The organism is Streptomyces sp. NPDC006385 (genome assembly GCF_040612485.1).
GTDB lineage: Bacteria > Actinomycetota > Actinomycetes > Streptomycetales > Streptomycetaceae > Streptomyces.
On the sequence record NZ_JBEXQG010000070.1, the window covers coordinates 19108 to 38865 of the forward strand.

General features: G+C 69.2%; 21 protein-coding genes and 2 pseudogenes. 11 read left to right on the top strand and 12 right to left on the bottom strand.

The genetic code is table 11. The annotated features are described in order from the left end of the window. Positions 1 to 23: 23 nt before the first annotated feature. The 4 genes from ABZ078_RS35750 to ABZ078_RS35765 are packed head-to-tail and all read right to left on the bottom strand — an operon-like array spanning position 24 to position 3885. Positions 24 to 1046, bottom strand: a complete 1023-nt coding sequence (locus ABZ078_RS35750) for an acyltransferase domain-containing protein (RefSeq protein ID WP_356582339.1) — start codon at positions 1044 to 1046, stop codon at positions 24 to 26. Between the two features lie 51 nt (positions 1047 to 1097). Then, a complete protein-coding gene (locus ABZ078_RS35755) occupies positions 1098 to 1346 on the bottom strand; it encodes an acyl carrier protein (protein WP_356582341.1) in 249 nt (82 codons plus the stop codon). Between the two features lie 47 nt (positions 1347 to 1393). Continuing rightward, a complete protein-coding gene (locus ABZ078_RS35760) occupies positions 1394 to 2617 on the bottom strand; it encodes a ketosynthase chain-length factor (protein WP_356582343.1) in 1224 nt (407 codons plus the stop codon). Next, complete coding sequence (locus ABZ078_RS35765) at positions 2614 to 3885, bottom strand: beta-ketoacyl-[acyl-carrier-protein] synthase family protein (RefSeq protein WP_356582345.1); 1272 nt, start codon at positions 3883 to 3885, stop codon at positions 2614 to 2616. The genes ABZ078_RS35760 and ABZ078_RS35765 overlap by 4 nt, the downstream gene beginning before the upstream one ends. A 189-nt stretch (positions 3886 to 4074) precedes the next feature. On the opposite strand from ABZ078_RS35765, the gene ABZ078_RS35770 reads away from it, so the two are divergent. Genes ABZ078_RS35770 through ABZ078_RS35780 form a run of 3 tightly spaced genes read left to right on the top strand, consistent with a single transcriptional unit; the run spans position 4075 to position 6844 of the window. After that, positions 4075 to 4875 (top strand): SDR family NAD(P)-dependent oxidoreductase, encoded by an 801-nt coding sequence (locus ABZ078_RS35770; protein ID WP_356582347.1) that lies wholly within the window; start codon positions 4075 to 4077, stop codon positions 4873 to 4875. 27 nt (positions 4876 to 4902) lie between these two features. Beyond that, positions 4903 to 5631, top strand: a complete 729-nt coding sequence (locus tag ABZ078_RS35775; protein ID WP_356582349.1) for a class I SAM-dependent methyltransferase — start codon at positions 4903 to 4905, stop codon at positions 5629 to 5631. A 10-nt stretch (positions 5632 to 5641) separates the two neighbouring features. Next, a complete protein-coding gene (locus ABZ078_RS35780; protein ID WP_356582351.1) occupies positions 5642 to 6844 on the top strand; it encodes a thiolase family protein in 1203 nt (400 codons plus the stop codon). A gap of 145 nt (positions 6845 to 6989) precedes the next feature. Here the strand turns inward: ABZ078_RS35780 and ABZ078_RS35785 are convergent, their stop codons facing one another. Continuing rightward, on the bottom strand, positions 6990 to 7766 hold the full coding sequence (locus ABZ078_RS35785; RefSeq protein WP_356582353.1) for an enoyl-CoA hydratase/isomerase family protein: 777 nt from the start codon (positions 7764 to 7766) through the stop codon (positions 6990 to 6992). After that, complete coding sequence (locus tag ABZ078_RS35790) at positions 7763 to 9337, bottom strand: AMP-binding protein (RefSeq protein ID WP_356582355.1); 1575 nt, start codon at positions 9335 to 9337, stop codon at positions 7763 to 7765. The genes ABZ078_RS35785 and ABZ078_RS35790 overlap by 4 nt, the downstream gene beginning before the upstream one ends. Positions 9338 to 9581: 244 nt before the next feature. On the opposite strand from ABZ078_RS35790, the gene ABZ078_RS35795 reads away from it, so the two are divergent. Then, positions 9582 to 10037: a nuclear transport factor 2 family protein gene (locus tag ABZ078_RS35795; RefSeq protein ID WP_356582357.1), complete on the top strand. Its 456-nt coding sequence runs from the start codon at positions 9582 to 9584 to the stop codon at positions 10035 to 10037. 65 nt (positions 10038 to 10102) lie between these two features. On the opposite strand, the gene ABZ078_RS35800 is transcribed toward ABZ078_RS35795, so the two are convergent. Next, positions 10103 to 10954: an AfsR/SARP family transcriptional regulator gene (locus tag ABZ078_RS35800; protein WP_356582359.1), complete on the bottom strand. Its 852-nt coding sequence runs from the start codon at positions 10952 to 10954 to the stop codon at positions 10103 to 10105. Between the two features lie 667 nt (positions 10955 to 11621). Further along, entirely contained in the window at positions 11622 to 12029 is a 408-nt protein-coding gene (locus ABZ078_RS35805) for a replication-relaxation family protein (protein WP_356582361.1), read from the bottom strand. A 1085-nt stretch (positions 12030 to 13114) separates the two neighbouring features. Here ABZ078_RS35805 and ABZ078_RS35810 point away from each other — a divergent pair. Further along, a complete protein-coding gene (locus tag ABZ078_RS35810; protein WP_356582363.1) occupies positions 13115 to 13558 on the top strand; it encodes a hypothetical protein in 444 nt (147 codons plus the stop codon). Between the two features lie 249 nt (positions 13559 to 13807). Here the strand turns inward: ABZ078_RS35810 and ABZ078_RS35815 are convergent, their stop codons facing one another. Together ABZ078_RS35815 and ABZ078_RS35820 are read right to left on the bottom strand one after the other, a co-directional pair. After that, a complete protein-coding gene (locus tag ABZ078_RS35815; RefSeq protein WP_356582395.1) occupies positions 13808 to 14035 on the bottom strand; it encodes a hypothetical protein in 228 nt (75 codons plus the stop codon). A 122-nt stretch (positions 14036 to 14157) separates the two neighbouring features. Next, positions 14158 to 14244: pseudogene (locus ABZ078_RS35820) on the bottom strand (AAA family ATPase); the annotation flags it as partial. Here ABZ078_RS35820 and ABZ078_RS35825 point away from each other — a divergent pair. Together ABZ078_RS35825 and ABZ078_RS35830 are read left to right on the top strand one after the other, a co-directional pair. Beyond that, positions 14234 to 14398: pseudogene (locus ABZ078_RS35825) on the top strand (transglutaminase); the annotation flags it as partial. The pseudogenes ABZ078_RS35820 and ABZ078_RS35825 overlap by 11 nt on opposite strands. Before the next feature lie 8 nt (positions 14399 to 14406). Next, a complete protein-coding gene (locus ABZ078_RS35830; RefSeq protein WP_356582365.1) occupies positions 14407 to 15102 on the top strand; it encodes a phenylalanine--tRNA ligase beta subunit-related protein in 696 nt (231 codons plus the stop codon). Between the two features lie 12 nt (positions 15103 to 15114). On the opposite strand, the gene ABZ078_RS35835 is transcribed toward ABZ078_RS35830, so the two are convergent. Then, a complete protein-coding gene (locus ABZ078_RS35835; RefSeq protein ID WP_356582367.1) occupies positions 15115 to 15843 on the bottom strand; it encodes a lysophospholipid acyltransferase family protein in 729 nt (242 codons plus the stop codon). 187 nt (positions 15844 to 16030) lie between these two features. Next, entirely contained in the window at positions 16031 to 16447 is a 417-nt protein-coding gene (locus ABZ078_RS35840; protein ID WP_356582369.1) for a DUF4395 domain-containing protein, read from the bottom strand. 77 nt (positions 16448 to 16524) lie between these two features. Between ABZ078_RS35840 and ABZ078_RS35845 the strand changes: the two genes are divergently transcribed. The 4 genes from ABZ078_RS35845 (at position 16525) to ABZ078_RS35860 (ending at position 19726) form a co-directional block, all read left to right on the top strand. Next, complete coding sequence (locus tag ABZ078_RS35845) at positions 16525 to 16938, top strand: thioredoxin family protein (RefSeq protein WP_356582371.1); 414 nt, start codon at positions 16525 to 16527, stop codon at positions 16936 to 16938. A 208-nt stretch (positions 16939 to 17146) separates the two neighbouring features. Further along, positions 17147 to 17656, top strand: coding sequence for a flavin reductase family protein (locus ABZ078_RS35850; protein WP_356582373.1), 510 nt, complete (start codon positions 17147 to 17149; stop codon positions 17654 to 17656). A 242-nt stretch (positions 17657 to 17898) separates the two neighbouring features. After that, the gene (locus ABZ078_RS35855; RefSeq protein ID WP_356582375.1) at positions 17899 to 18687 is read left to right on the top strand and encodes an electron transfer flavoprotein subunit beta/FixA family protein; all 789 of its coding nucleotides are present in this window, start codon (positions 17899 to 17901) and stop codon (positions 18685 to 18687) included. 76 nt (positions 18688 to 18763) lie between these two features. Next, entirely contained in the window at positions 18764 to 19726 is a 963-nt protein-coding gene (locus ABZ078_RS35860) for an electron transfer flavoprotein subunit alpha/FixB family protein (protein ID WP_356582377.1), read from the top strand. Positions 19727 to 19758 lie beyond the last annotated feature (32 nt).

Genomic DNA, 19758 nt, shown 5'->3' on the forward strand with positions numbered 1-19758 from the left:
CTTGACGGGTGGCGGCTGGGGCGTCAGAAGTCCGGCGACAGCGGGTCGCATCCGTAGCCGGCGAGCTGCTTCAAGGCGGCCCGTACGGCCTCGATATCGGCGTCCGGCTCGCCCGCGCGGGCCGGCAGCAGGGCGAGGGCCCTCGCGTCGCCGCGGGAGACCGCGGGCGTGCGCCGTGCCAGGGCGGTCAGGCTCTGTCCCGGGCCGGCCTCGACCAGGAGGGACGGGCCGTCGCTGAGCAGATGCTCCAGAGTGGGGCCGAACAGGACCGGCTCGGCGGGCTGCCCGGTCCAGAACTGCCAGTCGGTGGCGAGCTCGTCGGCAAGTTCCTGCCCGGTGTAGGCGGAGTAGAGGGTGGTGTGCGGCGGATGGAGGGGCGGACGGGTCAGGGAGCCCACGTGGGCCGCGACGACATCCCGCATCACCGGGTGGTGGAAGGGCTGCAGGGCGCGGGCGCGGGAACAGGTGATACCGGCACGCCGCAGGGCGGCTTCCACGTCGGCCAGGGCCTCTTCCGCGGCGGACAGCAGCAGCTGGCGCGGTGCGTTGACCGCGCCGATGACCACGCCGGGCACCAGGTGGGCTTCGACCTCTTTGGGGCTCGCGGCCACGGCCAGCATGCCGCCGCGCGGGGCGTGCCGGTAGACGCCGATGTATTCGGACAGGTAGCGCAGCCCGCAGTCGAAGGAGAACACGCCGGCCAGGGTCGCGGCGGCCAGTTCCCCCACGCTGTGGCCCAGCAGGACGTCGGGGCGCAGACCCGACTCGGTGAGCATGGCGCCCATCGCACAGTTGACCGCGTACAGCAGGGGCTGGGCGTAGGAGATGTCGTCGAAATCCGCGGGCGGTGTGGCCGCGAGCCATCCTTCGCGCAGAGTGCGCCCGGCCGGTCCGAAGGCATCGAAGGCGTGGTCCATCGTGGAGGTGAAGGACTTGGAGACGCCGTAGAGGCCGGCGGCCATGCGGGCGTGCTGGGCACCCTGGCCGGGGAAGGTGAGAACGACTCTGGGGCGCGGCGGACTGGGGTGCGGGGCGGTGGCATCCATCAAGCTGGCTCCTGCGGTACAAGACGGGCGAGAGGAGGGCGGATGGGCGTCTCAGTTCCCGCTGGCGGGGACGTTGACGTGTTCCAGGACGGCGCGCGGTGTCTTCAGGTCCCGGATGACGTCCTCCGGGATGTCGATGTCGTAGCGGTGCTTGAGCTGGGCGGAGGTCTCCAGCAGGACCAGGGAGTCGTAGCCGAGGACCTCGAACTCTCGGTCGAGAATGTCCTCGCCCTGGGCGAGGGCCTGCTCATCGCCGGAGCACTCGCTGAGGATCTGCAGGAGCTGGTCGATGCTGAGCATGCGGAACGATCCCTTCTCAATCGGTGGGAACACGGGGAGTGGTGGTGTCAGGGGGTGTGTTCGACGATGACGGCCGAGTTGAAGCCGCCGGCACCGCGCGCGAGGACGAGGGCCCTCGACAGGGGGCACGTGCGAGGCTCGTCGCGGACCAGGTCGATCTGGTAGTCGTCGACGACGTCAGTGACGTTGACGGCCGGCGGGATGACGTTGTCGCGCAGCGCGAGGAGAGCGCACACCACATCGAGTGGCCCCCCGCCGGCCATCAGGCGGCCGACCATGGTCTTGGGCGCGCAGACGGGAACGCCGTACGGGCCGAAGACGGCCCGCAGGGCATCGGCTTCCTGGGCGTCGAGGTCGGCGACGCCGGCCGCGTCGGCGACGACGAAGTCGAGGGCGTCGGGCTGCAGCCCCGCATCCGCCAGGGCCAGGTCAATGGCGCGCCGCAGACCGGCGGGCCGCTGCGTTCCGGGGGCAGGGTCGAAGGTCGCCGCGTAGCCGGTGATCTTTCCGTAGGGACGTCGGTCGGTGCGTCCTCGCGCCGATTCGGCGTCCTCCATGACGAGGAGGGCACCGCCTTCTCCCGGCACATAACCGCAGGCCCGCTGGTCGAACGGCAGGTAGGCGGTGGCGGGGTCGGTGGCCGTACTGACGGTGCCGGAGGCCAGGTGGGACACCCAGCCCCACGGGTCGAAGGAGGACTCGACACCGCCGGTGACCATCAGGCGGCTGCGGCCGCGGGAGATCGTGCGGCGTGCGTGCCCGATGGCATCGAGGCCGCCTGCCTGTTCGGCGACGACCACGCCGCCCGGGCCGCGCATCTTGTGCCGGATGGAGATCTGGCCGGTGTTGACGGCGTAGAACCAGGCGAAGCACTGGTAGACGCTGACGCGGTCAGGGCCCTGCGTCCACAGCCGCTGCATCTCGCGGTGGGAGAACTCGAAGCCGCCGGTCGCGTTCGAGGTGACGACACCGCACTCGTAGGTGCCGAGTTCGGCGACATCGACCTGGGCGTCCTCCAGCGCACGGTCAGCGGCGACCAGGGCGAGCCGGGTGACGCGGTCGGTCTGCGGCAGCAGCCGTCCGGGCAGATGTTCCTTGGCCTCAAAGCCGGTGATCTGCCCGGCCAGGCGCGCCGTGTACGAGCTGGGGTCGAACTCCTGCAGCGGTGCGATGCCCTGCGTGCCGGCCAGGGTGGCGTTCCAGTACTCCTTGACGCTCAGGCCGGTGGGCGCGGTCACACCCATCCCGGTGATCACGACGTCGGTGCTCATGCGTGGCCTCCTCGCCACTTTTCCAAGACCATGGCGCTCTGGAATCCGCCGAACCCGCTGCCCACGGTCAGGACGACGTCAAGGTCCACATCACGTGCCTCCAGGGGAACGTAGTCCAGGTCGCAGTCCGGGTCGGGCTCGTGGAGGTTGGCGGTGGGGGGCACTACGCCGTTGCGGATGGCCAGCGCGCAGGTGGCGACCTCGATCGCGCCGATCGCGCCGAGGGAGTGCCCGATCATCGACTTGATGGAGCTGACCGGGACGTTGTAGGCGTGCTCGCCCAGGGCTTTCTTGAAAGCCTCGGTTTCGTGCAGGTCGTTCTGCTTGGTGCCCGAGCCGTGGGCGTTGACGTACCCGACATCGGTGGGGTCGGTGCGGGCCTCGTCCAGGGCGGTCGTGATGGCGCGGGCCATCTCCGTGCCGTCCCGGGACAGGCCCGTCATGTGGTAGGCGTTCGAGTGTGCGGCGTAACCGGTGATGGTGCCGTAGATATCGGCTCCGCGCCGCCGGGCGTGTTCGCTGTCCTCCAGGACCAGCATGGCCGCGCCCTCGGCGATGGCGAATCCGTCCCGGGTGCGGTCGAAGGGACGCGGGGCGTGTTCGGGATCGTCGTTGCGGCGGGTGGTGGCCTTGATCGCGTCGAAGCAAGCCACGGCGATCGGGGTGACGGGAGCATCGGTGGCGCCGGCGACCATCACGTCGGCGCTGCCCTCCTGGATGAGCTGGCAGGCATGGCCGAGGGCGTCGATGCCGGAGGTGCAGCCGGCCGAGATGACCGACACCGGTCCCTCGGCACCGGCCGCCCAGGCGGTCTCGCGGGCGAGGGAACCCGGTACGAAGTAGTCGAAGAGGTGGGGGGACTGGTAGTTCTGGTCGACCAGCCACTGGCGTCCCTCGTCGGACAGCACGACGTACTCGTTCTCGATGCTCGTGGCGGATCCCACCGCGTTGCCCACACTCACGCCGATGCGGCCGGGGTCGATACCCGTGCCGGAGGTGATCCCGGCTTCCGCCACCGCCCGTCTAGCGCAGGCCACCGCCAGCAGGCTGGCCCGGTCCAGACGCCGGACCTCGCGGCGGCTGAACCCGCAGGCCAGCGGATCGAGATCGACCTCTCCCGCCACCTGGGAACGGAACGGCGTGGGGTCGAATGCCGTGATCCGGCGGATCGCGCTGCGCCCCGCTGTGATCATCTTCCAGAAGCCCTCGGTATCCGTCGAACCGGGTGCGAGGACGCTCAGGCCAGTTATGACTACGTGTCGGCTCACACCTTGAGACCTTGCGGGGTGCTGCTCCAGCGGCAGTCCACCGCCGCTCATCGCCCGCTCCAGAGCGCCTTGCTTGGGCGGCAGAGAGTGCCTTGCCCGGGCGTGGACCGGCTCTGCACCGCCGGCGGGGAGCCTCGTCGTCGGGCCGGGCACGTTCCGGCCGCCCCGACGAAGGGAGAAGGTCTCGCCATGCCCGCACAAACCGAGTCCCCAAGCGTCGCCCTGGTCACGGGCGGCAGCAGCGGCATTGGTCTGTCGATCGCCCAGGCCCTGCTGCAGGACGGGCTCAAGGTCGTCATCACCGGCCGCGACCCCGGGAAGCTGGAGACGGTCGTCAGGTCGCTGAAGATGGAGGACGACCACTTCGACGTGGCCGGCTACACCTGCGACGTACGGGACCGCGACGCGGTCCACGACATGGTGGAACGGTGCGCCAAGGAGCACGGCGAGCCGAAGGTCCTGGTCAACAACGCCGGCCGCAGCGGTGGCGGCGTGACCGCCGCGATCCCCGACGACCTGTGGCTGGACGTCATCGACACCAACCTCAACAGCGTCTTCTGGGTGACCCGCGAGGTCATCCGCAGCAGCGAGGCGATCAAGCAGCCGGCCGGGCGGATCATCAACATCGCTTCCACCGGCGGCAAGCAGGGCGTCCCGTACGGGGCCCCGTATTCGGCGGCCAAGGCCGGTGTCATCGGCTTCACCAAGGCACTCGCCAAGGAGTTCGCCGCCCACGGTGGCCCCACCGTGAACGCGGTGTGCCCCGGCTACGTGGAAACGCCCATGGCCCAGGACATCCGGGCCAGTTACGCCAAGCTCAACAACGTCACCGAGGAGCAGGTCCTCGCCGACTTCGAGGCGAAGATCCCCCTCGGCCGCTACTCCACCCCCGAAGAGGTGGCCGGCATGGTGCGCTACCTGGTCAGCCCGGCAGCCGCGTCGGTGACCGCCCAGGCACTCAACGTCTGCGGCGGACTGGGCAGTTACTGACGCTTCGAGTAGAAGAGGGACACGCGCATGACCATCGATGCATCCCCTGAGTCCTCCGCCTTCGGCTTCGAGGGCCAGTCCTACTACGAACACCGGCGGCTGCGTCTGTATGACGCCGTGGTCGTCCATGCGTCGAACCGGCTGCTGTGGCGCTGCCCGAAGTCACGGCTGCTCGACCACTACAACGACTGGATCACCTCCCGCCACCTGGAGGTCGGGCCCGGCTCGGGCTACTACCTGGACCACTGCCGCTTCCCCGCGGGCAAACCCGCACTCACCCTGCTCGACCTCAACCCCGATCCGCTCAAGTTCGCCGCGCACCGCCTGCGCCGCTACAGCCCGCGCTGCGTACAGGCGGACATCCTGGAACCCCTGCCCGACCTCGTCGGCAGCGGCTTCGCGTCCATCGCCTACAACTACGTGATGCACTGCCTGCCTGAACCACCGGGCGGCAAGCAGATCGTCTTCAAGCACCTGCGCGAGGCCCTCGCGCCCGGCGGCGTCCTCTTCGGCAGCACCGTCCTGTCCCAGGGCGTGAAACACACTGCCCTTTCCCGCCGTTTCAACATCCTCTACCAGCGGCAGGGCTCCTTTCACAACCAGCACGACAGCGTGCACGGACTGCATCAGGCCCTGGAGGAACACTTCGCCAGCCACTGGATCGAGGTACGCGGCAGCGTCGCCTTGTTCGCGGCCCGCGCATCGGAAACGGTCGTGCCCCGCCGCCCCGAAGCATCCCTGGACCGCGATGAGTGAGGAGAAGCGCATGACGTCCGGGGCCGCCTACCGTGATGCGGCCATCCCGCTGACGGCGCTGTGGACCTCGCCCTTCGCGCGGTGGGGAGGCGCCCTGTCCCATGTCTCCAGCCTCGACCTGGCCGTGGCCGGCACCAGCCGGGCACTGGAGGAGCGAGGCATCGGCCGCGACATCATCGAGGGCCTGGTACTGGGCTGGACCGTGCCACAGCCCGCGATCTTCTACGGAGCCACGACGCTGGCGGCCCGACTCGGCATGCCGCAGGTCTGCGGGCCGATGCTCAACCAAGCCTGTGCCACCTCTGTTGCCGCCCTGCACCAGGCCGCCGCGTCGGTGGGCACAGGAGTCGGTCCGCAGCTGATCGTCACCACCGACCGCACCAGCAACGGCCCGGACCTGTCCTGGCCCTCTCCTCCCGGTTCCGAGCAGGGGCCAGTACGGGAGAACTGGGTACGCGACAGCTTCTCCCGGGACCCCGTCACCGGACAGAGCATGCTCGCCACGGCCGAAGCCGTCGCGGCCGAGTGCGGCTTCACCCGCGACGACCTGGACAGCCTCGCTGTCCTGCGCTCCGAGCAGTACACCGCCGCCTTCGGCGACGACCGCACCTTCCAGCGTGACTTCATGGTCGGCATCGAGATCGAACAGGACGAACTTGGCACCGTACGGCTCCTGGCCGACGAAGGCGTGCGGCCGGTCACGGCCGACAGCGCCGGTCAACTCCCCAGTGTCCGCCCCGGCGGCGTCCACACCGCCGCCACCCAAACGCATCCCGCGGACGGCACAGCGGGGGCCCTGGTGACCACGACACCGCGCGCCCGTGAACTCGCCGACCGCGGCCCGATCGTGCGCCTGGTCGCATCCGGCTTCGCCCGCGTGGCGCCGGCCCGCATGCCCAAGGCACTCGTTCCGGCCGCGCAAGCGGCGCTGCACGCCGCCGGGCTGAAGATCGACACGATGGATGCCATCAGCACCCACAACCCCTTCGCGGTGAACGACCTGTACTTCGCCCGGGAAACCGGGGTGGCGCTGGAGGCCCTGAACGCGTCCGGCTGCAGCCTTCTCTTCGGGCACCCCCAAGGCCCGACCGGCCTGCGGACGGTCACGGAACTCGCACACGTGCTGAAGGCACGAGGCGGCGGGCTGGGACTGTTCACCGGGTGCGCCGCAGGCGACACCGCGGCCGCGCTGATCATCGAAGTGACCGACTGACCCGGCTTCCTGGGCCCCAGTGCTGGGCGCGCAAGGGCACACGCCCCGCGGGCTGTGGTGAAGGCTTTCGGCCTTCACCACAGCCCGTTCGTTTGTGCCTCGGCCGCCCGCTTCGGGGTACGACAACCGGCCGCAGCGGCAGAGGTCACTTCCCGTGGTCAGCCAGCACCGTGGCGATGCCGGCCTGGGCGATGCCGCTTTCCTGGACCTGCCGTACGGCTGCGGCCTCGCGCGCCATGGCCGTTTCTACCGCCCGCAGTGAGGGACGCATCAGCCGCAGATGTGCCGCCGTGGACGAACCCGGCTGCGTCCACTGGTGGATCAGCCGGATGGCGGCGGGGACAAGATCGTCCGGCTCGACGATGTCGTCGAGGAGACCGAGGTCCAGTGCCTGGGAGGCGTTGAGTCGGGCACTGTTCATGATCAGGTGCCGGGCTCTGGAGGTGCCGGCCAGGCGGGGCAGGAACAGGCTCGCGGCATTGGACACGGTGAGCCCGACACTGGTCTCCGGCCATGAGATCGCGGCCCGGGCGGTGGCGATGCGGGCGTCGAAGCTCAGGGCCATCTCGCCGGCGCCGCCGACGGCGAGGCCGTTGAGGGCGGCCACGACCGGGATTTCCGCGGTGAGGGCGGCACGGGTGATGTCGTTGAACAGTTCCATCTCCGCCAGCAGGTCCAGTTCCGGGCCGGCGACTTCGCGCAGGTCCATTCCGGCGGAGAAGGATCTTCCCCGTCCGGTGATCACCACTCCGCGTGCCCGGCTGCCCTCGCCGTAGTGGCGCAGCAGGTCCGCCAGGTCCCGGCGCATGGCGCGGGTCAGGGCGTTGAGTTTCGCCGGACGGCTCAAAGCGATCACGGCAACGCCCTTGTCGACCGCGATGGTCAGGTCGGCAGGGCTCAGCAGCTGCGGTACGCCGCTCATGCCCACGCGTCCGCCGCGGCGTCGAACGCACCGGTGCGCTGGTCGTCTCCGGGACGCAGCAACTGGCGCTTCTGGATACGGGCGGAGGGGGTCATGGGGAAGGAGTCGACGAATTCGACGTAGGCAGGGATCTTGAACTTCGCGAGTTGACGGCGGGTGTGCGCGAGGATGCTGCGGGCCGTTGTCGTGGTGGGGCGGTAGCCGGGACGCAGCTGGAGGAAGGCTTTGGGCAGCTCACCGAAGATCTCGTCGGGGATGCCGGCGACGGCAGCGGCCAGCACCGCCGGATGGGCCTCGAGGACGCTCTCGACTTCGGCCGATGCGATGTTCTCCCCGCCGCGCCGGATCATGTCCTTCAGCCGCCCGGCGTGAACCACGCTCCCGGCGGCCTCGGCACGTCCGAGGTCGCCGGTGTGGTACCAGCCGCCGCGGAACGCCCGCTCGGTACTGTCCGGGTTGTTCCAGTAGCCCTTCATCATGGGCCTTCCCCGCACCAGGATCTCGCCGATCTGCCCGGGCTGGACCGGGCGCTGCTGTTCGTCGGCGACGATGACCTCTTTGCCGGCCGGCGGATACCCCATGGCGCCGCTGCCCACGGTGGCCTCTCCATCAGGCGGCATGATCAAGTCCAGTCCGCTCTCGGTGGAGCCGTAGACCTCGCGCCAGGCCGCGCCCCAGCGGTCCTCGAACGCACGGTGCAGGTCGCGCGGGATGCCCGAGCACAGGACGAGCCGCATCGCGTGATCGCGGTCGCCCGAGTGGGGCGGCTGTTTGTACAGCAGCATGGGCATGCTGCCCAGCACGTAGGTCAGCGTGGCCCGGTGCTGGCGGACGGAGTGCCAGAAGCCGGAGGCGGAGAACCGCGGGAGCACCACCAGTGGAACGCCGCCCATCAGGCACATCACGGCTTTCCATTGGGGGTCCATGTAGGAGAACGCCTGGGCCGTCAGCACGACGTCGTCGGGACAGAGGCCGGAATGGGAGGCGATCATCCACGCCGTGCGCAGCCAGTAGTCGTGGCTGAGCATGCAGGCTTTCGGAAAGCCTGTGGTGCCAGAGGTGTACTGGAAGTTGACGGTGTCGTCCGCGTGGGCCGAGAGGCCGGGGCCGTCCACCGGCCGGTCGCCGAAGCCGGTCTCCAGTTCGCGTAGCGTCCGGACCGCACAGGGGTGGCCGATGCCGCCGCTCACGTCACGGGCCAAGCGCACGCAGTTCGGGGAGGCCAGGACCAGCACGGCCTGAGAGTCCTTCAGGACGTGCGCGAGGTCCGTGGCGCCGAAGCGGGTGTTGACCGGCACTGTGATGGCACCGGCCTTGATGGCCGCGAACCAGCTCAACGGCCAGTCCGCCACGTTGTCCATCATGATCGCGACACGGTCACCCGGTTTGACACCCTGGGCGATCAGCGCATGCGCCAACCGGTCGGTGCGGGTGTCGGTCTCGGAGAAACTGAGCGTTGTGTCGCCGCATCGGAGGAATTCCTTGTCGCCGCGCAGCAGCGCGGCGTCTTTGATGAGTTCGCCGATGGTCTCCCAACGCGGTCCCGCGTCGGGGCGCCGAGCGTCGATCACAGATCGTGTTGCGGCCTGAGGGGCCGGTTCCATGCTGCTGGCCTCCGTCGCATCAGGCGGTGGCCGTTGCCACCGGTCTCCACCGAACAGGGCACCACCGGCACCTTGAGGGGCAAGCAAGACAGCATCACGGGCTGCTCTCGGGCCTTGCCCTGGCCGAGCTTGTCTCTTTACCGGGCATGGAGAAGCAGCCCTCACCGTGACTACGGCAGGAGTTGACCAGACCCAAGCGGAGGAGAGCGCCTTGACACAGGCCCCGCACAAGCCGGAGGAGACCGCGGTGTCCGCGGCGTTGTTCGCAGAGATTCAGCAGTTCTACGGGCGCCACATGCGGGCCATGGACGAAGGCCGAGTGGCGGACTGGACCGGCGACTTCATGCACGATGCGGTCTTCGCGACCAACGCCCGCCCCGAGCCCCAGCGCGGGCGGGTCGAGATCGCCAGAAACGCGGAGGCCGCAGCGCAGCAGCTGCAGGAGAAGGGCATCCTGCGCCGCCACTGCGTCACCACCCTGGAGCTCCAGCAGGCGACGGGTTTGACGCTTCTGGCCAAGACCTACGCCCTGATCACCAAGACGGTGGTGGGAGGCCGGTCGGAGCTGGAGTTCGTGTGTACCTGCGAGGACGTGCTCGTCCGGCATGAGGGCCGATGGTTCATCCGGCACCGCCAGGTCTTCCGGGACGACCTCCCCAAGGGCTGAGAGGACAACGCCCCCACAACCCTCGGCTGGCACGACGCAGCCACCAGGTGCCCAGCCGCCGCGCCTCACACCTTCCAGGGGCTGGCCGCAGGCCACGGGACCTGCACAGGAGCCGGATCAGCGGCCGTGCGCAGGAACGGGGTCCGCTCAGCGGTGTCCAGCCGAGGGTCCGCGGACAGGATCGCCTGCTGCAACATCTGCAGCTCCCGTGAGGGCTCCAGTCCAAGCTCGGTCACGAGGGACTGCCGCAGCTGGTTGAACACCTTCAGCGCCTGCGGACGTCTGCCGCAACGGTAGAGTGCGAGCATCAGCTGCCGGTGGAATCCTTCGTGCTGCGGACACTGCGACGCCAGTCCGCTCAGCTCGCTGAGCACCTCGTGATGGCGCCCCAGTTCGAGTTCCGCTTCGATTCTGGTTTCCTGAACTCCGATACGGCTCTCTTCCAGCCTGACGATCTCAGCCTCAAGATGTATCCCACGCCGGACATTCGCCAGGGGCGGCGCCGCAAAAATATGCAGAGCCGCGCGGAACTGCTCGACAGCGGCCATGTTGTCGCCCGCTTGAAAGGCTTGCTGGCCGGCCAGGCGATGCCGTTCGTAGCGTTGCAGGTCCACGTTCTCCGGCGAGACGCGGAATTCATAGCCGTTCGGTGTGGTGACCAGGAGTTGCTTCGGGGATTCACCTGGACGGATCTTCCTCAACAGCTGCCGCAGCTGGAACACGTACGTCTGCAACGCACTGAGCGCACTGCGAGGAGGCTGCTCGGCCCACAGCTCTTCGATCAGCACATCGGTGCTGACCATTCTGTTTGCGTTGACCAGTAGGAGGGCAAGAACCTGCCTGGCCTTGGGGGCACTCGGTGTCCGGCGCTCATCGCCGACCTTGAGCGTCACATGCCCGAGAACTTCGACGTCCACAGTTATTTCACCCCGTTGGCTGTTTGAATTTACCGCACAGCGGGCAGCGAGACGATTTCGCATGCAATTCCCTGAGTCAGTTGACACATGTGAGTCGCGCGGCTATGCGCGACACATGAAAACTCGCTCGCATTACCGACCACTGAGGCGCCATTGCCGCAGCACGATACAAAAGCATGGCCTCTGCATGTGACTGAACGTATCCGCACGGTAATTCCAGGGTCAAGAACTCAGGAAACGAAACCGGCCACAGTGCGCCCCTGCCTTCCTCTTCTCCGTCGACGCCCCTCGGGGCCCCTCCGCATCTGCGTGCGAGAGCCTGACATCTCACCGCTTCCCCCATCTCTTCCCTCTCGTAATGGTAGAGTCCAACAGTACCGTGCGTACCTCCCTGTGCTGGGCGCGCGACGGCACGTGATCGCGAACGTGCGCCGTGCGCCGTCGGCGCATACCCCCCAAGCCTCGCGCGGGCTGTCCGGTCGCCCTCGATCAGGGAAAGGTCTGCTTTGGTCCCGCCCCTGACGAACAACGTCGGACCAGGTCGGAGCCGTGTCCTGTGCAGCATCCCCGTACTCGCCAGCAAGGGGAGCCGTGATGGCGGGTTAGGTCAGGAGCGTGACGCACCTTGTCTGATTACCGATGCAACAGCCAGATGCACGTGCCCACATCAGGCGGATCGGGTGCTGCGACTGCGCATCGCGCACCTTCTGCCACGTCGAGCGCCTGCGTGGCTACCTTGACCTTCCGCTGGAAGAACCTCCCCGTACTTGTCGACCTTATCCGCGAGTACCTGCGCGGACTCGTGGCAGTTGTCGACCTCCACGAACAGCAGCGGCACTCCCGCCTCCGGGGCGGTGAGCGCGATGTCCGGCAGCGCGCCGCCCTTGCCCGGCGCGTTCCATGTCCCGGTCATCGGCAGTGGCACCTCGGTCGCGTAGGAGGCGATGGTGCCCAGCCCGCCCGGCGCCTGAACGGCGGCCCGCGCTTCCTCGAGGGCTTCGGCCGGCGCACCCTCCAGCCGGGCCAGGTCCGGCTTCGGCCGCAGCAGGGCGATCACGGTCTCGTTGACGGCCATGGGGTGGGAGGCGCCGCTGCTGCCCGCGCCACGGGCCGTGGAGCCCCATCTCCCACAGCGGCCGTCCGAGTTCGTATGAGGCGGCTTCCAGGCCCTTGGCGGTCAGGTTCCGCAGGATCTCCGACCCGCTGGTGCTGCCGCCGTTCTCGGACAGGCCGTGCTTGCGCAGATCGGACAGCGCTCCGAGGTGCGAGGCGGTCCGGGCCTGCTTCTGCTCCGAGGGTGTCTTCTTGTCGGTGTGCCGGTAGGTCAGATGCGGAGCGGAGATCCGCTGGATCTGGTCGGCGGTCGCCACCTTCAGCACGCCGAGCACGCGCAGCACATCGCCCCGGTGACCGTTCGAGGACCCCGCCGGGTTCGCCTTCCGCTTCCCCGCCATCACGCCGGCCCTTCCGTCCGCTGCGACCGGCCACCGGCCGGGCGCCGGACCCGCCCGGCCGCAGAGGGCACCCGGCCCCCGGACCCGATGATCTCCTCCTCCACTGACAACCAACTCAAAGACAAGGAGAGAGAAGAGGGTTGCGACGGTGCGGCCAAGGCTCGTATCTGCGGCGTGGCCAGCGGGTTTTCCGTCATGCCGGGCGCCGGGCACCAAAGTGGGTTCCCGAGGGGCATCCCAAGTGGGTGCCCCAGGAACGTGCCGGGGCTTGCCCGCTCATGGTCGGGGTCGTGGTCGGGCCGGGCGTACCGGGAGCCGGCTGCTGGCTGGTGTGCCGTCATCGCGGTGTCTCCTTCGCTCGGGCCGCCCCGGCCGGGGCGGCGATCGAGGGAGCAGCGTGTACGAGCACCCCTTGTCCGCGACCTGACGGCGAAGTCTGTCAAGGGGAAACGCGGCCGCGGGGCCGTGGCGGCGGATCTCGACAAGGGGTCACGGTCGGCCCGGCCACGGTCGACAAGGGGGTCATGGTCGGGCTCGTGGTCGGGCCGACCAGACTCGACAAGGGGGCCCGGTTCCTCCTTGCGCGCCCGGTTCGTCCTTCCTGGTGGGAGGGGAGAGTTCTCCGTCCTCTGTCCACAGGCTGACGGGCGGACTCTGCGGGGGATGTCGCCGTGGTCGGCACGGCGGCCGCCTGTGAGGAGAGCTGATGCCGTACCTGATCCCGCCCCGTACTCCGCTGACGCCCGAGCAGGTGGAGCGGGCCTTCGACTACGTCTTGGCGCTGCAGATGGGTGGCGGCGAGGCCATCGCCGGACGGGCGGAAGCAGACCCGGAACTGGCGTTCGTCCTGCTGCGGTTGGCTGAGGACGTCATCTGGCCCGTCACGGCCGTGGACGGGGACACCGACCCGTGCGCGGACTCCTTCGCGCTGGACGAGGTCGGGTGCGTGCTGCTGTCCGCGCCGCGGGACTGGGCGCGGGACTCTCCCACCAGGGCGGTGCCTGGCATCGCGCGCAGCATCATCCGGTTCACGGTGAACGTCATCCCGGACCCCGACCACGCGGACACCGCCGACACCATGGAAGCGATGCGCGACGAGCACCTGGTGCTGGTCCACGCGGTGCACTCCGCACCGGGTGCGCACCGGTAGCCGCATCCCCGTTCGGTCGGGGTGCGCACCCGGTGCGGTGGTGTGCACCCACCCGGTGCGCATCGTGCATCCGGTGCTGCATCGTCCCCCGGCGATGCCCTGCCCTCCCGGCCGGTGGACTCCACTCGGTGGAGTGGAGTGCCGGACATCGTCGGCGCGCACAGCCGCATCGGGTGCGCTGCATCCCGTGCACTCAGTGGCCGGCCCCTCCGGCAGGAGAGTCGCGCCCTGTGGCTGCGGAGATTTCTCTCAGCGAGTCTCGGTGTTGCCCTGCGGACGCACCACCTTGGTCTCCACAGGGGTGGTGTCGTTCTTCTTGTCGGTCCCGATCAGCGCCGGGTCGGTGTAGACGTCGACGATGTCCGGCTGAGGCGCCGGGGCAGGAGAGGCCGGCGGAGGAGCGGGCTGACCGGTCCCCTGGTTCTGTTCGTTACTCTTGGGCTCAAGTGTGCAGCAGTGCGGCAGTGGACAGGCCAAGGCCGACGATCAGCGACCAGAGACTCACCGTCCACCATCTGGCCTTTGTCTGGTGGCGCCGCTGGTTTTCTTCGAAAAGCGACGCCCGGGACGAGGCCAGCCGGATCAGGGCCAGTTCCTTGGTCGGTCCCGGTCTCGATGATGTTGCCCCCGAAGGTGAGGCGGGCGACGATGGCCGCGCAGAGGCGGGGGTCGGTGAAGGTCTCGCTCGACGGCGAGCGGCTGGCCTTCACTCCCGAGGTCGAGTCCAATGAGACGGACTATCCGGTCTTGTATGCTGTACCGCACCCGGCCGTGCTGAGCGTCCTCAAGGCCGCCCCCGACCGGTCGTACCTATGGAAGACGCTTCCCACCACACTCTGAGGCAGGCCATGACCCTCTCTCTGACCGTGTCCGACGACGTGCGCGCCCTCGCGCCCGGTTTCACGCACGTCGCCATCGAGGCGCACGGGCTGGTCAACGGCCCGAGCACCGAGGCCGGTTCGGCGCTCCTGGACGACGCGGCCCGCCGGCTCGCCGTACGCCTGGACGGGCGCGCTCCGCACGAGGACCCGCACATGGTGGCGTGGCGGGAGGTCTACACCGCGTTCGGATCGAAGCCGTCCCGCACCCGCAACTCCGCGGAGGCGCTGGCCAAGAGGGCGCTGACGGAGGCGGGGCTGCCCCGCATCAACCTGCTCGTCGACCTCTACAACGCCGTCAGCGTCGCCCATCTCATCCCGGTCGGCGGTGAGGACATCGACCGGATCCAGGGCGGTATGCAGCTCGTGCGCGCCACCGGCGAGGAGGACTTCGTCACCGTCGCCGGTGGTGAGGAGGTCGTCGAGCATCCCGACGCGGGCGAGATCGTGTGGCGCGACGACGCGGGCGTCACCTGCCGCCGCTGGAACTGGCGCCAGGGGCCGCGCACCCGGCTCACCGAGGAGACGACCTCGGGCATCTTCCTGCTGGAGAGCATGGCGCCGATGACCCTCGCCGCCCTCGACGCGGCCGCGGCCGAACTCGCCGAACTGCTGGAGAAGTTCAGCCCGGGAGCACGGGTCACGGTCCGTCCTCCGGCCTCCTGAGCCGGGAGGGCGTCAGCGGGCCTCGGCCTCTCGAACCTGCTCCGGTGTCGGTGCCGTCCCGCCGAGGTGGGCCGGCATCCACCAGGTGTCGTCGGCGTCCTTCGGGCGGACCGGGTAGGCGCGCTGGGCGGCCTCCAGCAGTTCCTGGACGCGCTCGCGCAGCTGACGCGAGATCGCGCCGGCGTACTTGTCCTTGGATGCCTCGATCGCCTCGCCGACCCGCATCGTGATCGGGATGTGGCTGCGCTTGAAGTTGCGGGGCTGGCCCTTGGTCCACAGTCGCTGCGTGCCCCAGACGGCCATCGGGATCAGCGGCACGCCCGCCTCCTGGGCCAGCCGCGCGGCGCCCGACTTGAAGCTCTTGAGCGTGAACGACTGCGAGATCGTGGCCTCCGGGAAGACCCCGACGATCTCGCCGGACCTCAGCGAGTCCAGTGCGTGCGCGTAGGCCGCCTCACCCTGATTGCGGTCGACGGGGATGTGCTTCATGCCGCGCATCAGCGGGCCGGAGATCCTGTGCCGGAAGACGGACTCCTTCGCCATGAAGCGCACGAGACGTTTCTGCGGGAGCGCCGCCAGCCCGTTGAAGACGAAGTCCAGATAGCTGATGTGGTTGCTCACCAGCACGGCGCCGCCCGAGCGCGGAATGTTCTCCGATCCCTTGCAGTCGATCTTGAGGTCCCACACCTTGAACAATGTCTGGGCGAAACCGACGACGGGACGGTAGACAAGCTCTGCCATGGACGGGGTGGACCTTTCCTTCTCTGCCTGGGAAGGAAGCTCCCCGTGGCAAAGTTACGCAGCCGTAGGTTTACGGCTTGTCGCAGATCGTGCCCCAAGAACGGCCGAGGGCCAAGCCCAAGTGCCCGGGAAGGGCGAGATCCTCGTCACGTCCACCCGTGATCCCCCTCGGATTTCGACGCCGCCTTTACTCGGCGCGCACCGTCACCCGCCGTACGAGCAGATACATCTCGCACCCCAGGCAGTACCCGAAGACGGCGTTCAAAAAAGCGGCCGCGAGCGCTGCCGCGGTCGCGGCGAGCCCCAGCCAGACCGGCCCGAGCGCGTACCCGACCAGCCCGAGGCCCGCGAAGACCAGCCCCACCGCCTGCGCGAACCGCGGCGGCTCCGGCGCCTCGAACTCGGTCGGCGGTCCGATCCGGGGGCGTACGGCCTTGCGGAACAGCCACCCGTACGGCGAACGACCCACTCCGCCCGCGGCGCCCAGCGCGAACGCCAGCGTCTGCCAGGCCAGCAGCCAGGCGCTCCCGGTGACCAGCACGACCGCCAGCACCACGGTCGTCACGGCCGCCCCGAAGCGCGGCCCCCTCACGTCGATGTCCATGGAGGAAGCATTCCGCAATGGAAGGGCTTCCGGACAGCCGGGAATCTTTGCGGTCTCGTGAACGCTTGACCCGGGTGATGACCGGACTCGTGGTGTGCGTGGTGGTGCTCGCGGCGGCGAGCGCCTACGGAGTGCTGTATCGGCGGCGGAGCGGGAGAGTAAGGGTGCGCGGGCGGGACGACGGGAAGCGGCTCGGGGCGGCCGAGCTGGGCGAGGAGTTGGGCGAGCGCGCCACGCTGGTGCAGTTCTCCAGCGCCTTCTGCGCGCCCTGCCGGGCCACTCGGCGGGTGCTCGGTGAGGTGGCGGGCATGGTCCCGGGCGTGGCCCATGTCGAGATCGACGCCGAGGACAACCTCGACCTCGTCCGCCGGTTCGACATCCTCAAGACCCCCACCGTGCTGGTCCTCGACGCCGCCGGAAACGTCGTACGGCGGGCCACCGGGCAGCCCCGCAAGGCGGACGTGATCGCGGCGCTGGGGGAGACGGTCTGAGGGGGCGTGACGCGAGGGTGAGTCATCTCCCACATCGCGGAACCCACTTGACTGTGCGCACCACCTATCGTCAGCCTGACCGTATGCCTGAGGAACTCCTTCTCTTCGGACGGGCCCACGTCGATCTGGCCCGCACCGCGAGCGCGCGCTGTCCGGGCTGTTGAACCGCCCCGGGTCCGCACGCCTCCCCTCGCAGAAGGACAACTCCATGACGGCCACGTCCGGCCTCAGCACTCCTCGGCTCGCCTCTCCCGACCTGCTCCGCTCCGTCTTCCGGCGCCACGCCGCCGGAGTGGCCGTGATCACCGCCCGCGGGGCGTCGGGTCCGGTCGGCTTCACCGCCACCTCCCTCACCTCCGTCTCCGCCGACCCTCCTCTTCTCTCCTTCGGGATCGGCACCGGTGCCTCCAGCTGGCCGGCGATCGCCAAGACGGACCACGTCGGCGTCCACATACTCGGCGAGCATCAACAGGACCTGGCCGCCACCTTCGCCCGCAGCGGTGCCGAGCGCTTCGGTCCGCCCACGGCCTGGCGCGAGGGCCCCGAGGGTGTGCCCGTCCTCGACGACGTCCTCGCCTGGATGGTGTGCCGGATCGTGGGGCGCGTGCCCGCGGGCGATCACCGCCTCGTGCTGGCCGAGGTCGTCCTGGGCGATCCCACCGGCCCCGGACGTCCGCTTCTGTATCACCAGGGCCGGTTCAACGGCCTGCGTGACTGACCTCACTCGGCCGATGTGACCGATCAGCCGGTCCACCGTTCTGCGAAGCCGTCCGACTCCGATTACGCTGCGTTGCAGAGGTCACAGTTCAAAGCGCTTGCTTAGCGGGCACGAACTGGGTGTACTGACGAGTAATATTTCGCTCGGAGCGCGGGTCGCCCCGAGCGGGAACGGCCACTTGGGGCGCCTATGCTGCCTGCAAGTAGGCAGCAGAGAAATGTCGACGCAGTAGGAGAGCCGGCGTGAGCTTGAGGATCGTTGTCACCGTGAAGTACGTGCCCGACGCCACTGGCGACCGGCACTTCGCCGATGACCTGACCGTCGACCGGGACGACGTGGACGGTCTGCTCTCCGAGCTGGACGAGTACGCGGTCGAGCAGGCGCTGCAGATCTCCGAGAACTCCGACGACGACGTGGAGATCACCGTCCTGACGGTGGGCCCGGAGGACGCCAAGGACGCGCTGCGCAAGGCGCTGTCCATGGGTGCCGACAAGGCCGTCCACGTCGAGGACGACGACCTGCACGGCACCGACGCCATCGGCACCTCCCTGGTGCTGGCCAAGGCGATCGAGAAGGCCGGCTACGACCTGGTGATCTCCGGCATGGCCTCCACCGACGGCACCATGGGCGTCGTACCGGCCCTGCTCGCGGAGCGCCTGGGTGTCCCGCAGGTCACCCTGCTGTCCGAGGTCTCCGTCGAGGACGGCACCGTCAAGGGCCGCCGGGACGGCGACGCCGCCTCCGAGCAGCTCGAGGCATCCCTGCCGGCCGTCGTGTCGGTCACCGACCAGTCGGGCGAGGCGCGCTACCCGTCCTTCAAGGGCATCATGGCCGCCAAGAAGAAGCCGGTGGAGTCCTGGGACCTGGAGGACCTGGAGATCGAGGCCGAGGAGGTCGGTCTCGAGGGTGCCTACACCGTCGTGGACACCGCGGCCGAGCGTCCGGCCCGTACCGCCGGCACGATCGTCAAGGACGAGGGCGAGGGCGGCAAGCAGCTCGCCGAGTTCCTCGCGAGCCAGAAGTTCATCTAAAGGGGCCGTCAGCCCGCTAGAGGCTCACCTCCCCTTCCGCCCCTTCAGACTTCGCAATTCGCAGGAGAGCATTCCCATGGCTGAAGTTCTCGTCTACGTCGACCACGTGGACGGTGCCGTCCGCAAGCCCACCCTGGAGCTGCTGACCCTGGCCCGCCGCGTCGGCGAGCCGGTCGCCGTCGCGCTGGGCAACGGCGCCGGTGACACCGCCGCCACGCTGGCCGAGCACGGCGCGGTCAAGGTCCTCACCCACGACGCGTCCGAGTACGCCGACTACCTGGTCGTCCCGAAGGTCGACGCCCTGCAGGCCGCGGTCGAGGCCGTCTCCCCGGCCGCCGTCCTCGTCCCGTCCTCCGCGGAGGGCAAGGAGATCGCCGCCCGTCTGGCGCTGCGCCTGGGCTCCGGCATCATCACCGACGCCGTCGACCTGGAGGCCGGCGACGAGGGCCCGGTGGCCACCCAGTCGGTGTTCGCCGCCTCGTTCACCACCAAGTCCCGTGTCTCCAAGGGCACCCCGGTCATCACGGTCAAGCCGAACTCGGCCGCCGTGGAGGCCGCCCCGGCCGCCGGCGCGGTCGAGGCCCTGTCCGTGACCTTCTCCGACAAGGCCACCGGCACGAAGATCACCGGCCGTACGCCGCGTGAGTCGACGGGCCGTCCGGAGCTGACCGAGGCCGCGATCGTGGTCTCCGGTGGCCGTGGCGTCAACGGCGCGGAGAACTTCGCGATCATCGAGGCCCTCGCCGACTCCCTCGGCGCGGCCGTCGGTGCCTCGCGTGCCGCGGTGGACGCCGGCTGGTACCCGCACACCAACCAGGTCGGCCAGACCGGCAAGTCGGTCTCGCCGCAGCTGTACATCGCCTCCGGCATCTCCGGCGCGATCCAGCACCGCGCCGGTATGCAGACCTCGAAGACGATCGTGGCGATCAACAAGGACGCCGAGGCCCCGATCTTCGAGCTGGTCGACTACGGCGTCGTCGGCGACCTCTTCGACGTCGTCCCGGCCCTGACCGAGGAGATCAAGACCCGCAAGGGCTGATCCCGACCGGGCGCACCGAGGCCCCCGTGACC

What these genes read in the sequence shown, in the direction of transcription:
- ABZ078_RS35830 (WP_356582365.1), top strand. Translation starts at nt 14,407, where the DNA reads ATGACCCTCTCTCTGACCGTGTCCGACGACGTGCGCGCCCTCGCGCCC.
- ABZ078_RS35755 (WP_356582341.1), bottom strand. Translation starts at nt 1,346, where the DNA reads ATGCTCAGCATCGACCAGCTCCTGCAGATCCTCAGCGAGTGCTCCGGC.
- ABZ078_RS35810 (WP_356582363.1), top strand. Translation starts at nt 13,115, where the DNA reads ATGCCGTACCTGATCCCGCCCCGTACTCCGCTGACGCCCGAGCAGGTG.
- ABZ078_RS35845 (WP_356582371.1), top strand. Translation starts at nt 16,525, where the DNA reads ATGACCGGACTCGTGGTGTGCGTGGTGGTGCTCGCGGCGGCGAGCGCC.
- ABZ078_RS35840 (WP_356582369.1), bottom strand. Translation starts at nt 16,447, where the DNA reads ATGGACATCGACGTGAGGGGGCCGCGCTTCGGGGCGGCCGTGACGACC.
- ABZ078_RS35750 (WP_356582339.1), bottom strand. Translation starts at nt 1,046, where the DNA reads ATGGATGCCACCGCCCCGCACCCCAGTCCGCCGCGCCCCAGAGTCGTT.
- ABZ078_RS35770 (WP_356582347.1), top strand. Translation starts at nt 4,075, where the DNA reads ATGCCCGCACAAACCGAGTCCCCAAGCGTCGCCCTGGTCACGGGCGGC.
- ABZ078_RS35850 (WP_356582373.1), top strand. Translation starts at nt 17,147, where the DNA reads ATGACGGCCACGTCCGGCCTCAGCACTCCTCGGCTCGCCTCTCCCGAC.
- ABZ078_RS35760 (WP_356582343.1), bottom strand. Translation starts at nt 2,617, where the DNA reads ATGAGCACCGACGTCGTGATCACCGGGATGGGTGTGACCGCGCCCACC.
- ABZ078_RS35805 (WP_356582361.1), bottom strand. Translation starts at nt 12,029, where the DNA reads ATGGCCGTCAACGAGACCGTGATCGCCCTGCTGCGGCCGAAGCCGGAC.
- ABZ078_RS35835 (WP_356582367.1), bottom strand. Translation starts at nt 15,843, where the DNA reads ATGGCAGAGCTTGTCTACCGTCCCGTCGTCGGTTTCGCCCAGACATTG.
- ABZ078_RS35780 (WP_356582351.1), top strand. Translation starts at nt 5,642, where the DNA reads ATGACGTCCGGGGCCGCCTACCGTGATGCGGCCATCCCGCTGACGGCG.
- ABZ078_RS35785 (WP_356582353.1), bottom strand. Translation starts at nt 7,766, where the DNA reads ATGAGCGGCGTACCGCAGCTGCTGAGCCCTGCCGACCTGACCATCGCG.
- ABZ078_RS35775 (WP_356582349.1), top strand. Translation starts at nt 4,903, where the DNA reads ATGACCATCGATGCATCCCCTGAGTCCTCCGCCTTCGGCTTCGAGGGC.
- ABZ078_RS35860 (WP_356582377.1), top strand. Translation starts at nt 18,764, where the DNA reads ATGGCTGAAGTTCTCGTCTACGTCGACCACGTGGACGGTGCCGTCCGC.